Annotated in this window: 19 protein-coding genes and 2 tRNA genes; 14 read left to right on the top strand and 7 right to left on the bottom strand. The window is 70.1% G+C overall.

Features of this window, described 5'->3' with window-relative positions; genetic code table 11:
- Positions 1-6 precede the first annotated feature (6 nt).
- Positions 7-93: transfer RNA gene (locus NI26_RS06885), tRNA-Val, on the bottom strand.
- 342 nt (positions 94-435) lie between these two features.
- Entirely contained in the window at positions 436-1,146 is a 711-nt protein-coding gene (locus NI26_RS06880; protein WP_066653951.1) for a hypothetical protein, read from the bottom strand.
- 637 nt (positions 1,147-1,783) lie between these two features.
- Here NI26_RS06880 and NI26_RS06875 point away from each other — a divergent pair.
- The gene (locus NI26_RS06875) at positions 1,784-3,988 is read left to right on the top strand and encodes a phospholipase A2 (RefSeq protein ID WP_066653949.1); all 2,205 of its coding nucleotides are present in this window, start codon (positions 1,784-1,786) and stop codon (positions 3,986-3,988) included.
- 489 nt (positions 3,989-4,477) lie between these two features.
- Positions 4,478-5,122: a hypothetical protein gene (locus NI26_RS16490; RefSeq protein WP_144411285.1), complete on the top strand. Its 645-nt coding sequence runs from the start codon at positions 4,478-4,480 to the stop codon at positions 5,120-5,122.
- Between the two features lie 867 nt (positions 5,123-5,989).
- On the opposite strand, the gene NI26_RS06870 is transcribed toward NI26_RS16490, so the two are convergent.
- A tRNA-Val gene (locus tag NI26_RS06870) sits at positions 5,990-6,065 on the bottom strand.
- 221 nt (positions 6,066-6,286) lie between these two features.
- Positions 6,287-7,882, bottom strand: a complete 1,596-nt coding sequence (locus tag NI26_RS06865; RefSeq protein ID WP_081984815.1) for a long-chain-fatty-acid--CoA ligase — start codon at positions 7,880-7,882, stop codon at positions 6,287-6,289.
- A gap of 486 nt (positions 7,883-8,368) precedes the next feature.
- On the opposite strand from NI26_RS06865, the gene NI26_RS06860 reads away from it, so the two are divergent.
- The 3 genes from NI26_RS06860 to NI26_RS16850 all read left to right on the top strand — a co-directional run bounded on the left by NI26_RS06860 (position 8,369) and on the right by NI26_RS16850 (position 9,328).
- Positions 8,369-8,932: a MarR family winged helix-turn-helix transcriptional regulator gene (locus tag NI26_RS06860; RefSeq protein WP_066653947.1), complete on the top strand. Its 564-nt coding sequence runs from the start codon at positions 8,369-8,371 to the stop codon at positions 8,930-8,932.
- Positions 8,933-9,011: 79 nt separating this feature from the next.
- Positions 9,012-9,161, top strand: a complete 150-nt coding sequence (locus NI26_RS16855; protein ID WP_158407746.1) for a hypothetical protein — start codon at positions 9,012-9,014, stop codon at positions 9,159-9,161.
- The gene (locus tag NI26_RS16850; RefSeq protein WP_158407745.1) at positions 9,158-9,328 is read left to right on the top strand and encodes a hypothetical protein; all 171 of its coding nucleotides are present in this window, start codon (positions 9,158-9,160) and stop codon (positions 9,326-9,328) included. The genes NI26_RS16855 and NI26_RS16850 overlap by 4 nt, the downstream gene beginning before the upstream one ends.
- Here NI26_RS16850 and NI26_RS06855 read toward each other — a convergent pair.
- Entirely contained in the window at positions 9,301-11,055 is a 1,755-nt protein-coding gene (locus NI26_RS06855; RefSeq protein ID WP_066658117.1) for an AMP-binding protein, read from the bottom strand. The two genes, NI26_RS16850 and NI26_RS06855, sit on opposite strands and share 28 nt — an antisense overlap.
- A gap of 83 nt (positions 11,056-11,138) precedes the next feature.
- Here NI26_RS06855 and NI26_RS06850 point away from each other — a divergent pair, with 83 nt between their 5' ends.
- The 8 genes from NI26_RS06850 (at position 11,139) to NI26_RS06815 (ending at position 17,944) form a co-directional block, all read left to right on the top strand.
- Positions 11,139-11,696 carry a hypothetical protein gene (locus NI26_RS06850; protein ID WP_066653945.1) on the top strand — a complete coding sequence of 186 codons (558 nt, stop codon included), beginning with the start codon at positions 11,139-11,141 and terminating at the stop codon, positions 11,694-11,696.
- A gap of 64 nt (positions 11,697-11,760) precedes the next feature.
- The gene (locus NI26_RS06845) at positions 11,761-12,756 is read left to right on the top strand and encodes an aldo/keto reductase (RefSeq protein WP_066653943.1); all 996 of its coding nucleotides are present in this window, start codon (positions 11,761-11,763) and stop codon (positions 12,754-12,756) included.
- A complete protein-coding gene (locus NI26_RS16845; RefSeq protein ID WP_158407744.1) occupies positions 12,753-13,370 on the top strand; it encodes a hypothetical protein in 618 nt (205 codons plus the stop codon). Before NI26_RS06845 ends, NI26_RS16845 begins: the two co-directional genes overlap by 4 nt.
- An 89-nt stretch (positions 13,371-13,459) precedes the next feature.
- Positions 13,460-13,837 (top strand): holo-ACP synthase, encoded by a 378-nt coding sequence (locus NI26_RS16840; RefSeq protein WP_081984813.1) that lies wholly within the window; start codon positions 13,460-13,462, stop codon positions 13,835-13,837.
- Between the two features lie 93 nt (positions 13,838-13,930).
- The gene (locus tag NI26_RS06830; protein ID WP_066653940.1) at positions 13,931-14,218 is read left to right on the top strand and encodes an acyl carrier protein; all 288 of its coding nucleotides are present in this window, start codon (positions 13,931-13,933) and stop codon (positions 14,216-14,218) included.
- Positions 14,215-15,429 carry an acyl-CoA dehydrogenase family protein gene (locus NI26_RS06825; RefSeq protein WP_200884141.1) on the top strand — a complete coding sequence of 405 codons (1,215 nt, stop codon included), beginning with the start codon at positions 14,215-14,217 and terminating at the stop codon, positions 15,427-15,429. Before NI26_RS06830 ends, NI26_RS06825 begins: the two co-directional genes overlap by 4 nt.
- Positions 15,426-16,367, top strand: a complete 942-nt coding sequence (locus NI26_RS06820) for an amino acid--[acyl-carrier-protein] ligase (protein ID WP_066653939.1) — start codon at positions 15,426-15,428, stop codon at positions 16,365-16,367. Before NI26_RS06825 ends, NI26_RS06820 begins: the two co-directional genes overlap by 4 nt.
- Complete coding sequence (locus NI26_RS06815; protein ID WP_066653938.1) at positions 16,364-17,944, top strand: alpha/beta hydrolase; 1,581 nt, start codon at positions 16,364-16,366, stop codon at positions 17,942-17,944. The genes NI26_RS06820 and NI26_RS06815 overlap by 4 nt, the downstream gene beginning before the upstream one ends.
- A 73-nt stretch (positions 17,945-18,017) precedes the next feature.
- Here the strand turns inward: NI26_RS06815 and NI26_RS06810 are convergent, their stop codons facing one another.
- The gene (locus NI26_RS06810; protein ID WP_235426572.1) at positions 18,018-18,890 is read right to left on the bottom strand and encodes an alpha/beta fold hydrolase; all 873 of its coding nucleotides are present in this window, start codon (positions 18,888-18,890) and stop codon (positions 18,018-18,020) included.
- A 32-nt stretch (positions 18,891-18,922) separates the two neighbouring features.
- Positions 18,923-19,411 (bottom strand): peroxiredoxin, encoded by a 489-nt coding sequence (locus NI26_RS06805; protein WP_066653934.1) that lies wholly within the window; start codon positions 19,409-19,411, stop codon positions 18,923-18,925.
- Between the two features lie 237 nt (positions 19,412-19,648).
- On the opposite strand from NI26_RS06805, the gene aceE reads away from it, so the two are divergent.
- Positions 19,649-22,393, top strand: coding sequence for a pyruvate dehydrogenase (acetyl-transferring), homodimeric type (gene aceE, locus NI26_RS06800; RefSeq protein ID WP_066653932.1), 2,745 nt, complete (start codon positions 19,649-19,651; stop codon positions 22,391-22,393).
- Positions 22,394-22,400 lie beyond the last annotated feature (7 nt).

The following is a 22,400-nucleotide window of genomic DNA, read 5'->3' as shown; positions in this document are numbered from 1 at the left end:
ACTGCGTGGGCCCTGCCGGGATCGAACCGACGACATCCACGGTGTAAACGTGGCGGACCGCGCAAACGTCCGCAGCGATACGCAGCGCTTCCCAGTGATGGCGCGGAAGTAGCTTGCGGACAACTGCGAACAAAAGCACCCGGCTGCGCGTGGTCACCGGCAGCACACCGGCAGCTTGTGCCGGTCGTCCTCGAGTTCCCCGCCGTGGCGCCGGCCTCCCCTACGCCGACGACACGCACCGCTACCGCCTCGGCCGCCGATATCGCCGCCCAATGAAACGGCGGCTGCCTGGCGACGCTCGGCAGGCGGCGCGAGCACGGCGTACTCCCCCCCCCCGCGGCAAACCGCTAACGTGTGTCGCGCCGTGCACGTAAAGGTCCGCCGCCGAGCAGCTGCTGATGCTTCCGGCCGAGACGACAGGCGCCCACCTCGGAACTACTGGCCGAGCTGTCCGAGCGCCGCTGCGACACCGTCATAGCCGAGAGTGGCCGCGTGTGTGATGGCACCCGTGACCGCAGGGACAATCAGCTTGGCCGCGGCGTCCCGCCATCGGGGACTACGCTCCTCGTCCGCCTGTCCGGCTGCAGCCTGCATGGCAACCCAGAGCCGCTCAGCAGCGCTCGCATAGTCGAAGCCCCCAGCGAGCGTCTCATCCTCCATCGCATCGCGAATCTCGCGCACCAGCTTCACCAAGTAGTAGCGAAGCTCCGCGCTGATGGTCTGGTCTTCCTCAAGGAGGCCAATCGCTTCGTCGACGACGGCACTGAGCCGGTCGAGTCCGCCCGGCGCGATCCTCCCCTTGGTCGCTTCAATGAGGGTGCCCAGCATCTGCAGCTGCCCCATCGCTGCTGAAGGGAATGCCGCGCCAGGGTCGGACTGCTGACCCCAAGTGGTCCCCGCATTGGCCGCCATGCGGCCCCATTGCGGGAACGACTCCCTCGAGACGTAGACGTTGAGACCGTCCGCCTCCATCTCGCTGAGCGCACGATCGATAGCCGTGAGCAGAGCGCTGGTCTCGAGCATCTTTGTAGTCGCAACCATCGGGTCAGCGTTCCAGCCTCGGGCGTCATTTGCGACCACGCCGGCTGCGGCCGCCTCGCGCCACTCAAGGAAGATGTCGTACAGCGCGTATGCGGCGTTGATCATGAGAAGAGCCTAGGTCTCGCGTGGAAGAGAGGCTCGATCGCCGGCATCGGCTTCGGCGCTTACTTCAACATCAATGTTGTCGAACCCGCCGGCTGTGACCCGGACACGATGGGTCGTCACTCCTTGCGGGCTCGTGGGTCTTGAATCTGGAACCCACTGGTACCGGGTCAGGCCTTGCGATGGTGCGCGTCCTTGTGCCCTTGATCCGCGTCGTTCCGCGGTTCTGGCTGGTGTGGAGCATCGTAGCGTTCGCGTCGCTACGCCCTTGATGTGCCCTTCCTGCGCATCGTTTTAGGACCCAAAACGGACCCTGCGGCCCCCCGGCGCGTCGCGGCGTTGTGGCTGTTCACGCTGACTTGCGTGAGAATGCCCCACCCTCTCTTGCGTTCGATCAGCCCAGAGCTCCAACTGGACAGCTGTTCGGCGCTAGCCATTTGGCGCTAGCCGACTGGCTGGGATCATCAGCTCGCAGGTTGACATAGACTGAGAGAACGCTCAGCCCATTCCGGAACTATTACCTCTGAACTGGGATTTTTCTGGCGAGCCCCTCTTCGGGGGACCTGTGCCGGTATTCAGACTTCTTCTAGCCTTCGCGAACTGACGGCAACCCGTGCTGTCAGCTGACCTAGGGGGTCTCGTGCGCACGCTGCTGCACAGGCCGCGCCAGAGGAAGCGCAGCATCGCTGCCGCAACCCTGAGCGCGCTCGCAATCCTTGGCTCGCTGCTGGTCGCAACGCCAGCGCAAGCCCTCAACGACACCGGAACCGGCGGCGTATTCGTCCCGGCAACCGGACGCTTCCTCGACACGGGGAGAAACATCGGCGGCTTCGACACCCCGATGCCTGCCAAGGGCTGGCGCACCGTCCAGGTGACCGGCAAGAACGGCGTCCCGGACGACGGTTCCGTTGGAGCTGTATCCGTCGTTGCGACCGCGGCGAGCATCTCGCATCAGGGCATCCTCTACGGGCGCCCGAACGCAGCCGCGAAGACGACGCTCATGGGTATCTACGGTGGTGAGAGCGAGCAAAACACCTCGTTCTCCGCTGTCCTCGCGGTGAATCCCGACGGCACGATTCAGGTGCAGGCCGAGACCAGCATCCGGCTCATCCTCGACGTGCAGGGCTACTACACCGCCAGCGACGACGGTACTGCCGCCGGCGGCTTCGTCCCGCTGAACGGCTCGCGCATCGCTGACACCCGCTCCGGGCTCGGCTTCCCACAGCAGACCATCGGCGCCGGCGAGCGTGTCGACCTGCAGGTCTCCGGACGCGGCGGCATCCCGAAGGGTGCTTCCGGCGCGATCATCAACATGATCGCCGTCAACCGCACCGCCTCCGTCGGGTACCTCACCCCGTACGCCACGGGCGACACCCGTCCGTCGAACTCCTTCAACTACGCCGGCAACGTGCCGACCTCGATGCAGGCGCAGGTCAAGCTCTCCGCTGACGGCAAGATCACCATCTACAACAACAACAGCACCACCGACCTCGTCGTCGACACCCAGGGTTACTTCACCGCCGCTGGGAAGGGAGGCGCCGTCTTCACTCCCGGTGCTGGCCGTGCGTACGACACCCGCTCCAGCGGCAACACAGTCATGGGAAAGAACGAAACCCGTTCCATCCAGATCGCCGGCAAAGCAGGCGTCCCCGTCATGGGCTCTGGTATCAAGGCCGTTGTCCTCTCGCTCACCTCGCTGAAGTCGACCGCTGGTGCCGGCAATGCGACGGTGTGGGCAGACGGCACAACCCGCCCGAACACGACGTCGATCAATTTCGACGAGACTACGATCCGCACGAACACCATTACGGTACCGCTCGGCGCGAACGGCAAGGTCGCAATCAACAGTGTCGCTGACCCGACCGACTACGTTTTCGACGTCCAAGGCTGGTACAGCAATCCTCAAGCCCCTCGTCTGACTTGCGCCGCTCCGTTCGGGGCTGGAACATGGACCGCTACCACGGGAAGCGATGATATTGCGGCGTCTTGCACTGTAAGCGCGCCTGCTGCAGTCGAGGCTGGGCAAACGGTCGACGTGTACCTGAACGACCTTCCGCTCGAGTCTTATTCACTGAATGACACTACGACGTCCTCGTTCACCTTCACGACTCCACCCTTGTCTGGGCTAGTGAAGCTGCGTGCAGAACTGTCCAGCAGCACGGGGTTGGCGCCCTCCGTGGCCTACGAATTTGGGGTTGGTCAGTGGCAGAACGAGGCATTACAGCCAAGTCTTGCGAACGGGGCAGTGGTGAACCCGGAAGTGGTTTCCCTTTACCCGCTTCCCCAGTCAGGGCTCCTACCTGGCGATGCTGCGATCGCTTATGAGCTCCGCGACCTGACAACCGGCGTCACGCAGGCGACCACTACTGGTAACGTCCCGCTCGGCCTTTACGACCTTCCCCGAGGGCACTCCTACTCATGGAAGGCGAAAGTTTCGGCTGCCACCGCATGGGACGAACGAGGCGATATTCAGACCGCAGATTGGTCGTTCCGAGTCGCGAACGAGGGGGAGGACGTTCCTGACGCCACCGACCCCGAGCCGACCGCGAGTGGGGAGATGACCACTTTCGCTGCACCCAACGGTTGTAGCTATTCGCCCGACACGTGGGGTAAGGCGAAGTTCAGGCCCGCTTGCGACGCCCACGACATCTGCTATGGCAATAAGAAGAAGATTAACCGCCTGACCTGCGACGTCGCGTTCCTCGGTAACCTTACGTATGCTTGCAACAAGGCTTACCCCAAGGGTGCTACGCGAAACTCTTGTGCTGGTGTCGCTGGTGGCTACTACACCGCTGTTCGTGGCGCTGGCTGGGCCTTCTATAAGGGAAACGGACGTAATAACTGATGAGAATGCCAGGGGTAGTCGTTGCTGCAATCGTTCTTCTTGCGGTCGGTTTCGTTGCAACTGCAATCGGCTCTGTATGGACCATACTGAGTCCTCCCGGTGGGGGCGTTAACTTCGCTGCAGGATTGATTTACAACGGAGGAATGCTGGTCGGTCTAGCTGGCCTCGGTTTTGGAGTTGCCGCTGCTGTTACTGCACGTCGTAGGTGAGGTCGTAGGCGCTGATCCGGACGGCGACTAACGACAGGTACGCGTAGATCCTCGAGCATGCCCGATCTTTTCGTAAGTCCCCTCAATACAAGCACCCTCAGCCACTGGACTGAGGGTGCTTGCTTTGAGGGGTGTTCGGTGGACCTAGAGGCTCTTCTTCACTGGGGAAGACAGCGCGATGGCAAACCTGCTGCTGACCTGATCGACCAGAGGCCTACCGGCGCCCCGGACGGCGCGGTCGTGATGCCGATCGACGGCGGTCGATGCAAGACTCCCACGCATGACACTTCCTCTATGGCTGCAAATCGTCACCCTTGCCGTCCCCGTCGCCGTCGCCGTGATCTCCAGCATTCTGGCGTCGCGGGCCGCGGGCAGAGCGCAACACGCAGAGGCGGAGGCTGCACGTCTTAGAGCGCTTGAGGAGCGCACAGCGCAGAAAAAGTTCGAGCTGTATCAGCCCTTCCTCACAACGCTAAACGACCTTCTCACTCCGAATCGGAGCGCGGCCGCTCTGGCCGGTATGGAAGACGTCATTACGAACTTTCAGGGCTTCGTGACGGTTTGGGGTTCGGACGAAGTGATCGAGACATTTTACCGGTGGCGCACTTCAGCCAACTTGAATCCGCCGAACTTGGTGACGATGCGACTCATGGCTGATCTTCTCGTGGCAGTGCGTCGCGACATCGCTTGGCCTGATACCAAGGTGCCGACGCTTTACATGATCGGTCACCGAATCAAAGACATTCACGAACATCCCGAGATGGTAAAGGCGATGACACTGCCACTAGATCAGTTTTTGGCGAGCCAAGATTGGACGCCGCCGTTCACGGTCCCGACAGGCACGGCAGGAAGAAGCCAGCGGTCAGCAGCTAACCCCAAGCGTCTGACTGTTCACGAGTCCAGTAGTGGTCGGGACGAACAGTGAGCCGGCGCTGGCCAACGAAGGAGACGGGGCCTTGCGTCCAGCGGAACTGCACTCGCCAAGACGAACGAGCTGGCTCCGACGCTAACGCGGCGTACTCCTCTTCAGTAAGTGGCACCCTGTGGCCGACCTCACTCTTGGCATCCAAGACCGGAGCGAGGCTCGTCCAGGGCGTCCATCGGGCCTTGCCCTGTCGAGTTCGTACCTTGACGTGCCGCGCTGACCCTGCCCCGAGGTTACGGAAATACAGCGACCAGTAGGGCTTTCCGTACTCGGCCGACACATCGTTACGGATCACGTGCATAAGCGGCACTGGCTCTTTGAAGTAGTTGAACAGCAGCGCGAAGGTCGCAACCAAAGCCGCATAGATGGAGAGAACGAGGGAGAGCATGCCTAGATTCTGGAGGTTGTAGGGTCAACGCAAGGGGCGCCGCTCCGATGCATCATCTGTCGAACCTGACCTTAGCGCGGCTTGCACGGTGAAATTCGATAGGGCCGGGATTGGACCAAGGTCTAGCCAGTAGACCGCCTGTATGACGCGGCTCACCGTCATGGAACTCGATTGTCGACGTACTCGCCCGACTTACACTCCAAGTTCGGCGACTCTTCGCTACCCCTGGCTTGGCACAGCGTCGCTGCGAAGAGGCCATCAGCGTGCAGTCATTGGAGGGCACGATCGCGGCACAATCTCAGGCACCACTTCAAGCGGGCCGAGCGGCGTGCATGCTTCTCCCAGCGTCAACCGCGGCGCGCACACCTCAATCCCCCAGCTCCCAGGTTAGACACCGGCAGCTCACCGGCAGCTGCCCGGATTCTCCTCCCGTCGGCCACACATTATTTCCGCATGGTGGGGCCTGAACTGGGTTTTTCTGGTGGGCCCTGCCGGGATCGAACCGACGACATCCACGGTGTAAACGTGGCGCTCTACCAGCTGAGCTAAAGGCCCCTGGAGTCGATCCTAGACGCTCGGTGGGAACACCCTGTCCACGGTCCTGCGGTGATCGGGGCGGTGTTCCTCGTCGTGGCCACGGCTGACGAGCAACGCCGCCGCCGGGCGGCGCCCGGTCCACGCGCCCGCTGACGTCGGCGACGGTCGGCCGCGAGCACGATCGCGACCGGTCCGGAGCGCGAGCCGCGCTCCGGACCGACGACCCCGCCGCGGGGCGCTCAGCCGAACCGCTCGACGAGCTCCCGCTTGAGCACCTTCCCGCTCGGCCCCAGGGGCAGGGCGTCCACCACGTGCACGACCCGCGGGTACTTGTACACGGCGATCTCGTCGGCGACGAAGCGGATCAGCTCCTCCGAGGTCACCTCGGCGCCCTGACGGAGCACGACCGCCGCGGCGACCTCCTGCCCGTGCACCTCGTGCGGGATCCCGAACACGGCGGCCATCGTGACGTCCGGGTGGGCGGCGAGGACCTCCTCCACCTGCCGGGGGTACACGTTGTAGCCGTTGCGGATGATCATGTCCTTCGTGCGGTCGACGATGGTGAGGTACCCGTCGTCGTCCTTCCGCCCGAGGTCGCCCGTGCGGAACCACCCGTCGACGATCGCCTCGGCCGTGGCCTCGGGTCGGTTCAGGTAGCCGTTCATCAGGTTGTGGCCGCGGATCACCAGCTCGCCGATCTCGCCGCGCGGCAGCAGGACGGTGCGGTCCGTGACCTCGGGGTCGGCGATCTCGATGTCGACACCCCAGATCGGCGTCCCGATGGTGCCCGGGCGCGGGGTGGCCCCGACGTGGTTGAACGACGCCACCGGCGAGGTCTCGGTGAGCCCGTACCCCTCGTGGACCGGCGCGTCGAACACCTGCTGGAACCGTTCGAGCACGGCGAGCGGCAGCGATGCCCCGCCGGAGATCGCGTACCGCAGGTGCGGTCGGGCCTCGGACCGGGTCGCGGCGTCGAGCAGCGCGATGTACATCGTCGGGACGCCCATGAAGATCGCCGTGTCGTGCTCGACCATGGCCGCGAGTGCGGCGTCGCCGTCGAACCTCGGCAGCATGACGATCGTCGCGCCGGCGCGGAACCCGGTGTTCATGGTGCAGGTCTGCCCGAAGGTGTGGAAGAGCGGCAGCGCACCGAGCAGGACGTCACCCCGACGCATGTCGAAGGTCGTGAGCAGGCACGTGTTGACCTGTTCGAGCAGGGCGAAGTGGGAGCCCTCGGCGCCCTTGGGCTTCCCGGTCGTCCCGCTCGTGTACAGGATCGTGGCGGTGTCGAACGGGTGGCGCGGGACGTAGGTGTCGAGCGGTTCGCTCGTCGCGGCGACGGTCTCGAGTCGGTCCGGAGCTCCCTCGGCGTCCGCCGGGGCGAGCACGCTGAGCACGTCGACGCCGGCGGCTGTCGCCCCGGCGCCACCCTCGCCGAGCAGGGGGGCTGCGCAGACGAGCAGTCGGGCGTCGCTGTCGCGGAGCACGAACTCGATCTCCCCGCGCTTGAGCAGCGCGTGCACCGGCACGACCACCGCGCCGAGCGCGAGGACGGCGTAGTAGACGCGCGGGAAGTCGGCGACGTTCGGCACGAGCATCGCGACGCGGTCGCCCTCACGCACACCGCGCGCGCGGAGGCCGCCGGCGTAGGCGAGGGTCTGCTGCCACAGCTCGGCGTACGTGGTCCGCTGGTCCCCCACGACGACCGCGACGTCGTCCGGGAACCGCGCCGCGGACTCGGCGAGGATCGCGGCGACGGAGGCGGTGGCCTGGGTCGTCCGGGCGCCGTGTGCGGCGCCGGGTGCGGGGTGGCTGCTGGTGGTGGTGCTGGTCATGCCGGCCTTCCGTCTCCCGTGACGAGTTCTCCTCACGGAGCCTACGGCGCTCGGGCCTCCTCGGTCCGGACGCGCGATCTCCGGCGCGCCCCGGCGACCGCGTGTCTGGACGTCGGCTGCACGCACTGCGCGCAGCGGCTGTGGGCTTGCGCTCACAGCAGGATCGTGTTCAATCGAGACGTCGTGGTGCGGGTCAGGCACCACGGCACGGGCGGCCGGTCTGTGTTCGGGTCACGGATCGGCCGCCGCACCCGGTCCTCGTCCGCGCGTCGGGACGAGACCGCTGCGGGACGAGCCGCTCCGCGGCAGTGAGCCGGTGCGTGCCGGACGGGAGGCCCGTGGCCGACCCGCCTCGCGCCTCCCGTCCGCCGGGTGGTCCGCTCGAGACCGGTGTCGTGGGTCGCCGACCCTCGTCACGTACCCCGCTGCTCCCCGCGCGCCCGGACCGGCTCGGTACTGTCGGGCGGACGAGGTGAGGAGGCTGCGATGACCGAGGACGGCACGCACGGGACGTCCGGGTACTGGTACCCGGACCGGCCGGCGAGGACCGGTGTCGAACTGCTCACCGCGATGCGGCGCTACCGCGCCGCCGAGGTCGCGATGCGCGAGCGCAAGCGCCGGTCGATGGGGATGAACGCGACCGACATGGAGGCGGTCCGCTTCCTGCTGCGCGCCGCGGAGCAGGGCCGCGCGGTGCGGCCGGGCGACCTGACCGCGCACCTCGGGATCACGTCGGCGTCGACCACGGCCGTCGTCAAGCGACTCGTCGCCAGCGGGCACGCCGAACGCCGGCCGGACCCGGCGGACGGCCGCGGCGCCCTGCTGGTCGCGACCGTGCACAGCGACGACGAGGTCCGGTCCGAACTCACCGACGTGCACGCCCGGATGATCGCCGCGGCCGACCGGCTGTCGCCGCAGACGGTGGTCGAGATGCAGGCGTTCTTCGCCGAGGTGATCGACGCGATGGGCGCCGACTCACCCGCGGACGAGGCCGACGGCGCCGCCCGCCCGGGTGCGATGGCCGATATGCGTACGCATCCACTTCGGTAGTTAGACAAACTAGAGAAATCGGAGCAAGCTGGCCCCAGTCGCCGATCGGCGGCGACCCACAGCACGGGAAGGGCCGGCCATGAGCACCATCGACGCGACGCACTCGCAGTTCTCCGAGGTCCGGGAGGCAGCCCGTGGACGGGTCCTCGCCACCCTGGCGACCAGCCTCGGCATCGTCGCCGTGACCGTCGCCACCGCTGCCGTCACCGTCGTCACCCTCGGGGCGTGAGCACGGTGCGCACCGCGAACGACCTCCGCGAACTCCAGCGCCACCCCCACGAGTGGCACCGCCGCGGCCTGCGGCACCCCGACGAGATCGACGCCCTCGTGCACCACCGCACGCACGGCGACGTCCCGCCCGAGCCGACCTACGGCGACTTCTTCCGCGTCGCCTGAGCCCGTCCCACCGAACGGAGCTCCGGGAACTGGTCGTCCCGCCACTCCCCCTCGACCGACACACCGCCCGACGCCGCGGACTCCTCGCGCTCGCGGAGCTCGACCCGTCGGATCTTGCCCGAGATCGTCTTCGGCAGCTGCCCGAACTCGACCCGGCGGACCCGGGCGTACGCCGGGAGCGCGACCCGTGCGTGCTCGAGCACCGCACGAGCGGTCTCGGCCGTCGGCTCCCACCCGGCCGCGAGCGTGACGTAGGCCTTCACGACGTTCAGCCGTGCGTCGTCCGGTGCGGGGACGACGGCGCTCTCGGCCACGGCGTCGTGCTGCAGCAGGGCGCTCTCGACCTCGAACGGCGACACCTTGTAGTCGGAGGACTTGAAGACGTCGTCGGTCCGGCCGATGAAGGTCAGCTGCCCGTCCGCGTCGCGGACCGCGATGTCGCCGGTGTGGAAGAAGCCGTCCCGCATCGCGTCGGCGGTGCGCTCCGGGTCGCCGAGGTACCCGGCCATCAGGTTCGTCGGCCGCTCGGTCAGGTCGAGGCAGACCTCGCCCTCGTCCCCGACGCGCCCGGACAGCGGGTCGAGCAGCGTCACGGCCACCCCGGGCAGCGGACGACCCATCGCCCCGGGTGTCATCGCCCCACCGGGCACGTTGCCGATGATCGCCGTCGTCTCGGTCTGGCCGTAGCCGTCGCGGATCGTCAGGCCCCAGGCCGCCTGGACACGGGCGATCACCTCGGGGTTGAGCGGCTCGCCCGCGGACACCACCTCGCGCAGCGCGCGCGGCCTCGGTCCGAGGTCGGACTGCAGGAGCATCCGCCAGGCGGTCGGCGGCGCGCAGAACGTGTCGACGCCGGCCTCGTCGAGCTGCGCGAGGAGCCCTGCCGGGTCGAAGCGCGGCGTGTCGTACACGAAGACGGTCGCCTCGGCGATCCACGGCGCGAAGAAGCAGCTCCAGGCGTGCTTGCCCCACCCGGGTGAACTGATGGCCAGGTGCACGTCGCCGGGCCGGAGTCCGAGCCAGTGCATCGTGCTGAGGTGGCCGACCGGGTACGACGCCTGCGTGTGCACGACCATCTTCGGCCGCGAGGTGGTGCCCGACGTGAAGTACACCAGGCAGGGGTCGTCGGTGCTCGTGGTGACCACGGGCCGCACCTCGTCCGCCGGCGCCGGGGTACCGAGGTCGTCCGGGTAGGACGTCCAACCGTCGACCGCTCCCCCGACCACGATGCGCGACGGAGCACCCGTCACCCCGTCGAACTTCGGCGTCTCCCCGTGGTTCGTGACGACGTGCGCGACGCCGCCGCGGTCGATGCGGTCCTGCAGGTCGGCGGTGTCGAGCATGGTCGAGGTCGGCAGGATGACCGCGCCGAGCTTCATCACCGCCAGCATCGTCTCCCACAGCTCGAGCTGGTTGCCGAGCATCAGGAGCACGTGGTCGCCCTTCCGGACCCCGAGCCGGTCCAGGCGGACCGCGAGCCGGTCGGAGCGGGCGGCCATCTCGGCGTACGTCGTGCGCGAGCCGCCGTCCTCGTCGACGATCCACAGCGCCACGCGGTCGTTGCCGCGGGCGACCACGTCGAACCAGTCGGTCGCCCAGTTGAAGGTCCGGCCGAGGTCGGGCCAGCGGAACGCACGTCGGGCGGCCTCGGCACGCTCGGTGTCGTGCTCGTCGAGGACCGCGAGCAGTTCGTCACGGGCGGCGCGGTACACGGCGGTCGGGTTCAGGGAGGACACCGGTCGATCATGCCCCACCGGGCACCCCGCGCGCTCGCAGCGGACGGTCGTCCGTCGCGGGTAGCGTCGTCCTCGTGGACGGTGTCGGTGTGGTGGACGAGTCCGGGCGGCTGCGGCTCCTCGGCAGCGCCGTGGCCGGCGCGGCCTTCGGCGTGGTGCTCGCGGTGCTCGTCGCGTCGTCCTGGCTGACGACCACGACGGCGCTGCTCGTCGGGGTCGGTGTGCCCGCGGGGATCGCCGGTGCGGCCATCGGCGTCTGGACGCAGCTGCGGGCCTGGCGAGCCGCCGGCGGCTACGAGCGATCGGCGGCCGTGCAGCGATGGGTCGCGGAACAGCGTGTGCCGCCGGGGGTCACGGCCGACGAGTGGGTCCCGGCGCTGCAGGCGCAGGCCGACCGCGAGGGCGCCGGTTGGGGCAAGATCGTCCTCTGCGTGCTCTGGACCGCGATGACGCTCTCGATGGCGGACCAGCACGGCCCGCTCCTGACGGGGTTGCTCGTCGCGCTCTGGGTCGGGATCGGCGCGTGGTCCGCGCTCTGGGTCGTCCCCCGCGCCCGCGCAGCGCGGGCACTGCTCCGCCGCGGCGTCGCGACCGAGCCGTACCCGACGGAGTCCCGACCGACCGAGTCCTGAGCCGGCCCTGCGCCGCGGGGATCGTCACGGGACGTCCGCGGCTGCCGTGACTACGCTCGTCCGCATGCAGAGTCGCACCCTCGGCCGCACCGGCCGCTCCGTGTCCGTCGTCGGCCTCGGCACCTGGCAGTTCGGCGGTGACTGGGGTCCCGTCAGCGAGCAGGACGCCGCCGCCGTGATGGACGCCTCGGTCGAGTCCGGCGTCACCCTCTTCGACACCGCCGACGTGTACGGCGACGGTCGCAGCGAGCAGCTCATCGGGGCATGGCGACAGGCCAACCCCGGCGTGCCGCTCACCGTGACGACCAAGATGGGTCGACGCGCCGACCAGGTCCCCGCGAACTACGTCGCGGCCAACTTCCGCGAGTGGGTCGACCGCTCCCGGCGCAACCTCCGGCAGGACACCCTCGACCTCGTGCAGCTGCACTGCCCGCCGACCGCGGTCTTCGAGGACGACGCCGTGTACGACGCCCTCGACGCCCTCGTCGCCGACGGGTCGGTCGCCGCGTACGGCGTCTCCGTCGAGACCGCGGACCAGGCGCTCACCGCGATCGCCCGCCCGCACGTCGCGAGCGTGCAGGTCATCCTCAACGCGTTCCGGCTCAAGCCGCTGGACCGCGTGCTGCCGGCCGCACGAGAGGCAGGGGTCGGGATCCTCGCGCGCGTGCCGTTGGCATCGGGACTGCTCTCCGGGAAGTACACGACCGAGACCACGTTCAGCGAGGGCGACCACCGCAACTACAACCGTCACGGCGAGGCCTTCGACCAGGGCGAGACGTTCAGCGGCGTCGACTTCGCGGACGGCGTGCAGGCCGCCCGGGCGTTCGCGGCGGCGCTGCCCGAGGGCATCTCGGTCCCGCAGGCGGCGCTCGCGTGGATCGTCGCGCAGGACGGAGTCACCGCCGCCATCCCGGGCGCCAGGAACCCCGAGCAGGCCCGCTCGAACGCCGGAGCACCGGACCTGGTCGACGGCGGCGCACTCGACCTCGGCGCCCTCGACAGCACGGTGCACGAGCTCTACGACCGGTGGTTCCGCGCCACCGTGCACGACCGGTGGTGAGCCGCCGGCCCGGCACGCGAACCGGCCGGGCCCCGCGGACGGGCGGTGCGCGGACGGCGCCCCGGAGCGTCGTCGTCACGCTCGTCGCGGCGCTGGCCGTCCTCCTGCTCGCCCTCTGCACGGCGCCGGCGGCGGGGACGACCCGCACCGCGCCTCCCTGGCCGGCACCGACCGACCTGCAGACGCGCGCCGAAGCGGCGGGCCTGCGGAACGTCTGGGGCGAACCGCTCGCCGAGCACGTGCACACGCACCTGACGATCCTGGACGGCTCGACACCGGTGACGGTCCCGGGCGACGTCGGGCACTCGTCGCGGGAGCGGTTCGCCGCCGAGCTCCACACCCACGACACCTCCGGCATCCTGCACGTCGAGTCGCCGACCCGGCAGACGTTCACACTCGGGCAGTTCTTCGACGAGTGGGACGTCTCGCTCGGCGCGGGGCACGTCGGCGGGCTGCACGGGGAGCTGACGACCTGGGTCGACGGACACCGGTACCTCGGCAACCCGCGGTCGATCGCGTTGACGAACCGTCGCGAGGTCGTGCTCGTCGTCACCACGATCGGCGAGGTGCCGCACCTGCCGGCGCCGTTCGACTGGCCGCCGCAGTACCGCTGACGGGGGTCGTCACCGGGGTCGGGGGCGGCTCGCGGCCACGCGGCGACGCCGTGGTGCCACCGCGTGGCTGCGAGCCGTACGCTGCACCCGTGACGACGATCCGGACCGGTACCGACCTCGCGGCGGTCGAGGACGTCGTCGCGGGCATCGCCGCACACGGCGAGCGCTACCTGTCGCGGGTGTTCACCGACCGCGAGCGCGCCGACTGCGGTGACGACCCCGAGCGTCTGGCCGCCCGCTTCGCCGGCAAGGAGGCCGTGCTGAAGCTGCTGCGACCCGCGCCGGGCGACGCGGTCCCCCCGACGGACGTCGCGGTGGTGCTGGACGCCGCCGGCGCCCCGGTCGTCGAGCTCTCCGGCCGCGCCGCCGAGCTCGCCGCGGCGGTCGGCTGCGGACCGGTCGCGGTGTCGTTGTCACACGAACGGGGGCTGGCGCTGGCGACCGCCGTGGCGCTGTCCCGACGCTGACCGACCCGGTCCCGCGTTCCTTGCGGCGCACGTGCGGGATCACGCACGTGCACGGCGGTTTTCCGGGCCCGCATGCTCCCTATCGTTGCTCGCATGCACCAGGACCCGACCTCCGCACCCGCCCCCGTCGCCCTCGCCGCGCCCGGCGCCGAGCAGGCCGTCCGACGGGCCCTCGCCGACCACGGACACCTCACCGTCGACGCGTCCGACATCGCCTCGATCGCCGACCTGTACGCGCTCGGCCTGACCTCGCACGCCACCGTGAACGTGATGCTCGCGGTGGAGAACGAGCTCGACGTGGAGTTCCACGACGCCGTGCTGCACCGCTCGACCTTCGCCACGATCGAGTCGATCGCGGCCGCCGCGGAGGCAGCAGCGTGAGCACCCCCGTCCTGGACGACCCGTCGGTCCCCGTCGGCCCGGACACGACCGGAGCGACCACGCCCGTCGACCGCTTCGCCCTCCGCGCCGCACTCGTCGCCGAGGTCGCCGCCCGGCACGCCGACGAGGTCGACCGCGACGCCCGTCCGCCCCGCGAGGCGATCGCGGCGATGAAGGAGCACGGCCTCCTGGCGGCCGCCGTCCCGACCGCACTCGGCGGCGAGGGAGCTGCCCTCGCCGAGCTGTCGACGATCGCCACGGCCCTCGGGCGGGCGTGCGCCGCGACCGGGATGGTCTTCGCGATGCACCACGGACAGGCGATGGCGCTCTGGCGGCACGGCGGCGTCGGCCTCGGTGTCACCGCGATGACCGAGGCCGTCCTGGCCGGAGCGCTCGTGGCGTCCTCGACGACCGAGAAGGGCATCGGTGGCGACGCGCGCCGGAGCACCTGCGCCATCGAGGTCTCCACCGCTGGTCGCATCCACCTGCACAAGGAGGCGCCCGTCATCTCCTACGCGACCGAGGCCGACGCGGTGTTCGTCACCGCCCGTCGCGACCCCGACGCCGCGCCCTCGGACCAGCGTCTCGTCGTCTGCCTGCCCGAGGACACGACCCTCACGCAGACCTCGACCTGGGACACCCTCGGTCTCCGCGGCACCTGCAGCAACGGCTGGGTGCTCGACGCCGACACCCACGAGGACCGGGTGCTCCGCGACGACTACGCGACGATCTCGGCGCAGACGGTCCTGCCGGTCTCGCACGTGCTGTGGGCGTCGGTCTGGACCGGCATCGCCGCCGGCGCCGCCGAACGCGCCCGGCAGGCCGTGCGGAAGCAGGCGCGGGCCGCGGTCGGGACGACCCCTCCGGGAGCCCTCCGGCTCGCCGAGCTCCTGGTGGAGCTGCAGACCCTCGCGGACGCGGTCCGTCACGCCGCGGAGCGCTTCGACCGGTCCGCCGACGACGCGACGGTGCTCGGCTCCCCCGCGTACGCACTCGCCGCCAACGCCCTGAAGATCGCCGCATCGGAGCGGGTCGTCGACATCGTGACGACCGCGATGCGCATCGTCGGCATCGCCGGGTTCGCCGCGACCGGGCCGCTGAGCATCGCCCGACACCTCCGGGACGCCCACGGAGCCGCCGTCATGGTGAGCAACGACCGGCTCCTGCAGAACGACGCCGCACTGGCACTCATGAGCGGAGCACTCCTGTGACCATCACCGACCACACCACCACGTCCGACCTCGACGCCGCGCGCGCCGACCTGCGCGGACGTCTGCTCACCGACCGGGTCCTCGTCGACCTCGGCTCCCCCGGGCTCTACGGCCGCACCGGCGTCTTCGAGCGCGTGTACGGCGCGGTCGACGCCGCCGTCGTGCGGAGCCAGGCCGACCTCGACGCCGAGGTCCTGCGCTTCCCGCCGGTCGAGCCGCTCGCCGCGTTCGAGCGGACGGACTACATCGCGTCGTTCCCGGACCTCGCCGCGTCGATCTCCGGCTTCACCGGCGACGACCGGACGCACCGCGCACTGCTGGCCGCCCGGGGTCGCGGCGAGCGCTGGGAGTCGTTCCTCGAGCCCGCCGACCTCATGCTGACCCCGGCCGTCTGCCACCCGCTGTACGGGCTGATCGGCGACACGGTGCCGGCCGGTGGTCGGATGTTCGACATCGTCGGCGACTCGTTCCGCCGCGAGCCCTCGCTCGACCCGATGCGACTGCAGGCCTTCCACATGCACGAGTTCGTGCACGTCGGCACCCCCGAGTCGGCGAAGGCGCACCGCGACGGCCGCATCCCGGGCATGCGCGCCCTGCTCGAGTCCTTCGGCCTGGCGATCGACGTCGTCCCGGCGAACGACCCGTTCTTCGGTCGGGTGGGCCAGATGCTCGCCCGGAACCAGGTCGAGCAGTCGCTGAAGTACGAGTTCGTCACCCCCGTGTACGGGCCCGAGCACGAGGCGACGGCGATCTCGTCGGCGAACCTGCACGAGGACCACTTCGGCACGTCGTTCGGTCTCCGCACCGCCGACGGCGAGGTGGCCCACAGCGCCTGCACCGCGTTCGGCCTCGAGCGCATCACGATCGCCCTGTTCGCCGCGCACGGCACCGACCCGGACCGCTGGACGACCGACGTCCGCGCGGCCCTGGCGCTGTGACCACCCACCACGGCTGGTCGGGGTCGCCAGCGCTGCGCCTCGCCGTGCAGCTCCCGCCGACCGCACGCGCCGGCGTGGTCCTCTGCCCGCCGCTCGGGCAGGAGGGCGTCATCGCCTACCGCACGCTGCGGCTGCTGGCGGACGGCCTGGAGGCCCGTGGCGTGGCCTCGGTGCGCTACGACCCGTCCGGACGTGGGGACTCCGCGGACGACGGCGACCCCGACGCGCAGGTCCGGTCCGCTCGCGCCGCCGCGGCGGTGCTGCGCCGGTCGGGGGTCGAGCGCATCGCGTTCGTGGGTCTCGCCTCGGCAGCCCTGGTCGCATTCGCCGCCGTCGGTGACGACGACGCCCTGGTCGTCTGGGACGCCCCGGCGTCCGGACGGGCCTGGCTGCGACGGCAGCGGGCACTCGCGACGATCACGATCGGCCCCGACCGGATCGTGGACGGGGTCGAGTCGCTCGTGGGCATCGACCTCGGACCCGCCGAGACCGCCGTCGTCGGCGCCCTGGCGTACGCGCCACGCTCCGCGACGACGGTCGCCGTCGTCCGCCCTGGTGCCGTCCCGCCGCGCGGACTCGGCCCGGTCGAGGTCCTCGAGGTGGACGGCACCGCCGAGCTCCTCGACGGCACGAGCATCGACGCCCGGATCCCGGCGGACGCCGTCGAGACCGTGGTCGGTCGGCTGGACGCCTGGGCACCCGCCACCGCTGCTCCGACGACCCCGCCCGCGCTCGACGAGGTGCTGGACGTCGACGACCGCGTGTCCGAGCGGGTGCTCCGCATCGGCCCGGACGGGCTCTTCGCCGTCGAGACCGTGTCCTCCGCCCAGGACGAGGACGCCCCGGTGGTGCTGCTCCACAACGGCGGCGCCGAGCACCGGACCGGCGCCGTCGACTACCAGGTCGCCCTCGCGCGGACGCTGGCCCGTGACGGCGCCCGCGTCGTGCGCGTCGACCGGCGGGGTACCGGGGAGAGCTCGGACGTGCGCGCCGACGAGGACGCCTTCCTGTTCGCGCAGGAGTGGGTCGACGACCAGCACGAGGTGGTCGCGGCGTTGCGGGTCCCCTCCGAGCGGCTCGCCATCGTCGGCATGTGCGCCGGTGCGTGGCTCGCCGGCCGCGCGGTTGACGAGCACCCGCGGCTCGTGGTGGAGATCAGTCCGAACGACTACCGCCGCACGCCCGCGGCTCCGGGCTCGTACGCCGGGTCCGCGCAGGCGGTGGCCGACGCGTCCCGGCTCCGTCGCGCGCTCCGCGCTCCCTACAACCGCCTCGTCCCGGCGCGGGTCCGCGACGCGATCGCCCGCCGCGGGGCGCTCGGCGGCGTCGTCGGCCACCTCGGCCCGATCGTCGAGCACGGCACGGACGTCGTCGTGGTCGCGGCGCCGGAGGACATCGAACGCTTCGAGCGGTACGGCGGCCGTCGCGCCGTCCGCCGCTGGGGTGCGAAGGTCTCGGTCGTGGAGGTCCCGGACGGCGACCACGCGCTGTTCTCGCCGGCGATGCGACGCGCGGTGGTGACCGAGGTGCGGTCCCGCATCGCGGAGACGTTCCCCGCCGGGGCAGTGGCGGGCTGAGCGGGGCCGCGCTCGCACGGCCGCGCTGGGGGCGCGGCGCCGTCGGACGACCGCTGCGGAACGGCCCGACCCGTCAGGCCGGTGCGGAGGTGAGTCCGAGGAACGCCGCCACGGCACCGGGGTGCTCGACGTGTGCGAAGTGCCCGCAGTCGTCGAGCACGGCCGTCCGGGCTCCCGGCACCAGGCCGCGCAGGTCGTCGAGGTCGGACACCCGGGCGAAGACGTCCCCGCGGCCGAGCACCGCAGCCACCGGGCAGCCGACCGAGCGCCAGCGGTCGACGTCGTAGCCGGCGGCGTCCCGGGCGGCAGCCGTGAAGCGCTCGGGCCGGAACTCGTCGACGAAGGCGTCGAGGACACTCGGGTCCAGTCGACGGACGTGCGCGAACACGGGTGCGGCGACGAGCGGCAGGAGTCCGACGCGGGCGGTGCCACGGAGGATCGCCCTCGCCCGACGACCCGTCACGAGGAGCCCGGCCCGCAGCAGCGTGAACGCGGGGAGGGACGCGAGCGCACGCCAGGGTCGGCCGGAGGCCCGCACGGTCGCGATCGTCGTGCCCGACACGAGCCCGAGCGACCCGACGCGCTCGGGAGCGACCACGGCGAGGTGGAGCGCGACGAACGCGCCCATCGAGTGCCCGACGACGTCGACCGACCCCACGGCGAGGGCGTCGAGGACCTCCAGCAGCACGCGGACGCCGTCGTCCACGGTGAACGGCCCCGCGGGCGCCGGCGAGGACCCCCACCCGGGCAGGTCGACGAGCACGAGACCCCGCGCGCCGACACCACCGGCGGCGGCCAGCAACGGCGTCCAGGTCGTCCACGACCCCGCCACGCCGTGGAGCAGCAGCACCGGGTCGGCACCGGGACGGTGGTGCACCACCACGGGCCCGCTGCTGGTGGGCACCGTGGTGCTCCGGAGCGACCACGCGGCGGCCGCGTCGGTCACCGGCCAGGGTGCGTAGGGGCTCGCGGGGACGGTCAGGCGACCGGGACCGGCGCGGTGCACGCGGCGAGACGGTCGAGCGCCTCGCGGTACTCGGCGACGTCGCGCTGCAGCCCGGGCTCGGTGATGATCGACGCCTTGATGCGACCGTGCACGTCGATGACGAACGTCGCGCGGGTCGCGAAGCCCTTCTTGTCGAGGAACACGCCGTACTCCTTCGACACCGCGCCGTGCGGCCAGAAGTCGGCGAGCAGCTCGAAGTCGTAGCCGTGCGTCTCGGCGAACGAGCGGAGCGTGGCCTTCGAGTCGACGGAGATGCCGATCAGCTCGACCCGCTGGTCCTCGAACATCGCGATGTTGTCCTGCAGGGTGCAGAGCTCGTTCGTGCAGCCGGACGAGAACGCCAGCGGGAAGAAGACGAGGGCGACCGGGCGGACGCCACGGAAGTCGCTGAGGCGGACGTGCTCGCCGAACTGGTTCGGGAGCTCGAAGTCCGGCGCGAGGGAGCCGATCTCCAGGGCCATCGGTGCGCTGCTTCTTCCTCGGGCGTGGGGTGTGCCCGTGTCGCGTGCGCACGTGCGGGTCGTCCGTGCACGATCGGCAATCGTACGCCGACCGCACCAGGACGCAAGTACCACCTGCACGACACCATCAGCGAAGGCGTCGGTCGTGGGGCCTAAGGTGGTGTGGGCTCCGACCGGTCGTGACCCGACCATCGGTGGCCCCCATGTCCACCACCACGAGAACGAACGAGGTCAAGGGTGACGGTGAACGACCAGGACCCGCGCAGCACCGCAGGGACCGACCAGGACCCGGAGGAGACCGCAGAGTGGCGTGAGTCGCTCGACGGACTCGTCGCGACGCACGGCCACCAGCGGGCCCGCGAGATCATGCAGAGCCTGCTGAAGCGCTCGAACGAGCTGCACCTCGGCGTGCCGATGGTCCCGACGACCGACTACGTCAACACGATCGCGCCCGAGGACGAGCCGGAGTTCCCCGGTGACGAGGAACTCGAGCGCCGCTACCGCCGGTGGATCCGGTGGAACGCCGCGATCACGGTGCACCGCGCCCAGCGCCCCGGCGTCGCGGTCGGTGGGCACATCTCGACGTACGCGTCGAGCGCCGCGATGTACGAGGTCGGCTACAACCACTTCTTCCGCGCGCAGGACCACCCGTCCGGCGGTGACCAGGTCTTCTTCCAGGGCCACGCCTCCCCCGGCATGTACGCCCGCGCCTACATGGAGGGCCGCCTCAGCGAGGACCAGCTCGACGGCTTCCGCCAGGAGAAGTCGCACGCGGGCGGTGGACTGTCGTCCTACCCGCACCCGCGCCTCATGCCGCACTTCTGGCAGTTCCCGACCGTGTCGATGGGCATCGGCCCGATCAACGCGATCTACCAGGCCCAGCAGGCCAAGTACCTGTCCAACCGCGGCATCAAGGACGCCTCCGACCAGCAGGTCTGGGCGTTCCTCGGCGACGGCGAGATGGACGAGGTCGAGTCGCGCGGGCAGCTGCAGGTCGCGGCGAACGACGGGCTCGACAACCTGAACTTCGTCATCAACTGCAACCTCCAGCGCCTCGACGGACCCGTCCGCGGCAACGGCAAGATCATCCAGGAGCTCGAGGCGTTCTTCCGCGGCGCGGGCTGGAACGTCATCAAGGTCGTCTGGGGCCGCGAGTGGGACGACCTGCTCGCCCGCGACACCGAGGGCGCGCTCCTCAACCTGATGAACGCGACGCCGGACGGCGACTACCAGACCTACAAGGCCGAGAACGGCGCCTACGTCCGCGAGAACTTCTTCGGGCGCGACCCGAAGGCGCTCGAGCTCGTCGAGGGCTACACGGACGACCAGATCTGGAACCTCAAGCGCGGCGGGCACGACTACCGCAAGGTCTACGCCGCGTTCAAGGCCGCGACCGAGCACAAGGGCCAGCCGACGGTCATCCTGGCGAAGACGGTCAAGGGCTACGGCCTCGGCCCGAGCTTCGAGGGGCGCAACGCGACCCACCAGATGAAGAAGCTCACGCTCGACAACCTCAAGCAGTTCCGCGACGAGATGCGCATCCCGATCTCCGACGCACAGCTCGACGAGGACCCCTACACCCCGCCGTACTACCACCCCGGTCACGACGACGAGGCGATCCAGTACATGCACGAGCGTCGCCGCGAGCTCGGCGGGTACGTGCCGGAGCGTCGGACGAAGTACACGCAGTTCACGCTGCCGGAGGAGTCGAAGTACCAGGTCGTGAAGAAGGGCTCCGGCAAGCAGGAGGTCGCCACGACCATGGCGTTCGCCCGCCTGCTGAAGGACCTGCTCCGCTCCCCGGACTTCGGCAACCGCGTGGTGCCGATCATCCCGGACGAGGCGCGCACGTTCGGCATGGACGCGTACTTCCCGACCGCGAAGATCTACAACCCGAACGGCCAGCACTACACGTCGGTCGACCGCGAGCTGCTCCTGGCCTACAAGGAGAGCCCGCAGGGCCAGATCATCCACGTCGGCATCAACGAGGCGGGCGCCCTCGCGGCCTTCACCGCCGTCGGGTCCTCGTACTCGACGCAGGGCGAACCGCTCATCCCGGTCTACGTCTTCTACTCGCAGTTCGGGTTCCAGCGCACCGGCGACGCGATCTGGGCCGCCGGTGACCAGATGGTCCGCGGCTTCATGATCGGTGCCACCGCAGGGCGCACCACGCTGACCGGCGAGGGCCTGCAGCACGCCGACGGTCACTCGCCGCTCCTCGCGGCGACGAACCCGGCGGTCGTGTCCTACGACCCGGCCTACGGCTACGAGATCGGGCACATCGTCCGGTCCGGCCTCGAGCGCATGTACGGGACGAACGAGGACGGCTCGCCGTCCCACGACGACCCGAACGTCATGTACTACCTGACGGTCTACAACGAGCCACTCGTGCAGCCCGCCGAGCCCGAGGGCGTCGACGTCGACGGCATCGTCAAGGGCATGTACCTGCTCAAGCCGAGCGAGCACGACGGCCCGAAGGCCCAGCTGCTCGCGTCCGGCGTGGCGGTGCCGTGGATCCTCGAGGCGCAGCAGCTCCTCGCCGAGGACTGGGGCGTGTCCGCCGACGTCTGGAGCGTCACGAGCTGGGGCGAACTCACCCGTGACGGTCTCGACGCCGAGCAGCAGGCGTTCCTCAACCCGAACGAGCAGCCGCGCACCCCGTACGTGACCGAGCGCCTGCTCGGCACCGAGGGGCCGGTCGTGGCGGTGAGCGACTTCATGCACGCCGTGCAGGAGCAGATCCGTCCGTTCGTCCCGACCGACTTCGCGACGCTCGGTGCCGACGGCTTCGGCTTCTCGGACACCCGTCCGGCGGCACGCCGCTTCTTCCACATCGACGGTCCGTCCGTCGTGGTGCGCACGCTGCAGCAGCTCGCGAAGCAGGGCAAGGTCGACCACGCCGTCGTCCAGCAGGCGATCGACAAGTACCGCCTGCACGACGTCAACGCCGGCACGACCGGCAGCGCGGGCGGAGAGGCCTGATCCGCCG

The sequence above is a fragment of the Curtobacterium sp. MR_MD2014 genome, assembly GCF_000772085.1.
In the GTDB taxonomy this organism is placed as follows: Bacteria; Actinomycetota; Actinomycetes; order Actinomycetales; family Microbacteriaceae; genus Curtobacterium.
The sequence above is the reverse complement of the archived record's forward strand: the minus strand, read 5'-3'. Positions and strand labels throughout refer to the sequence as shown.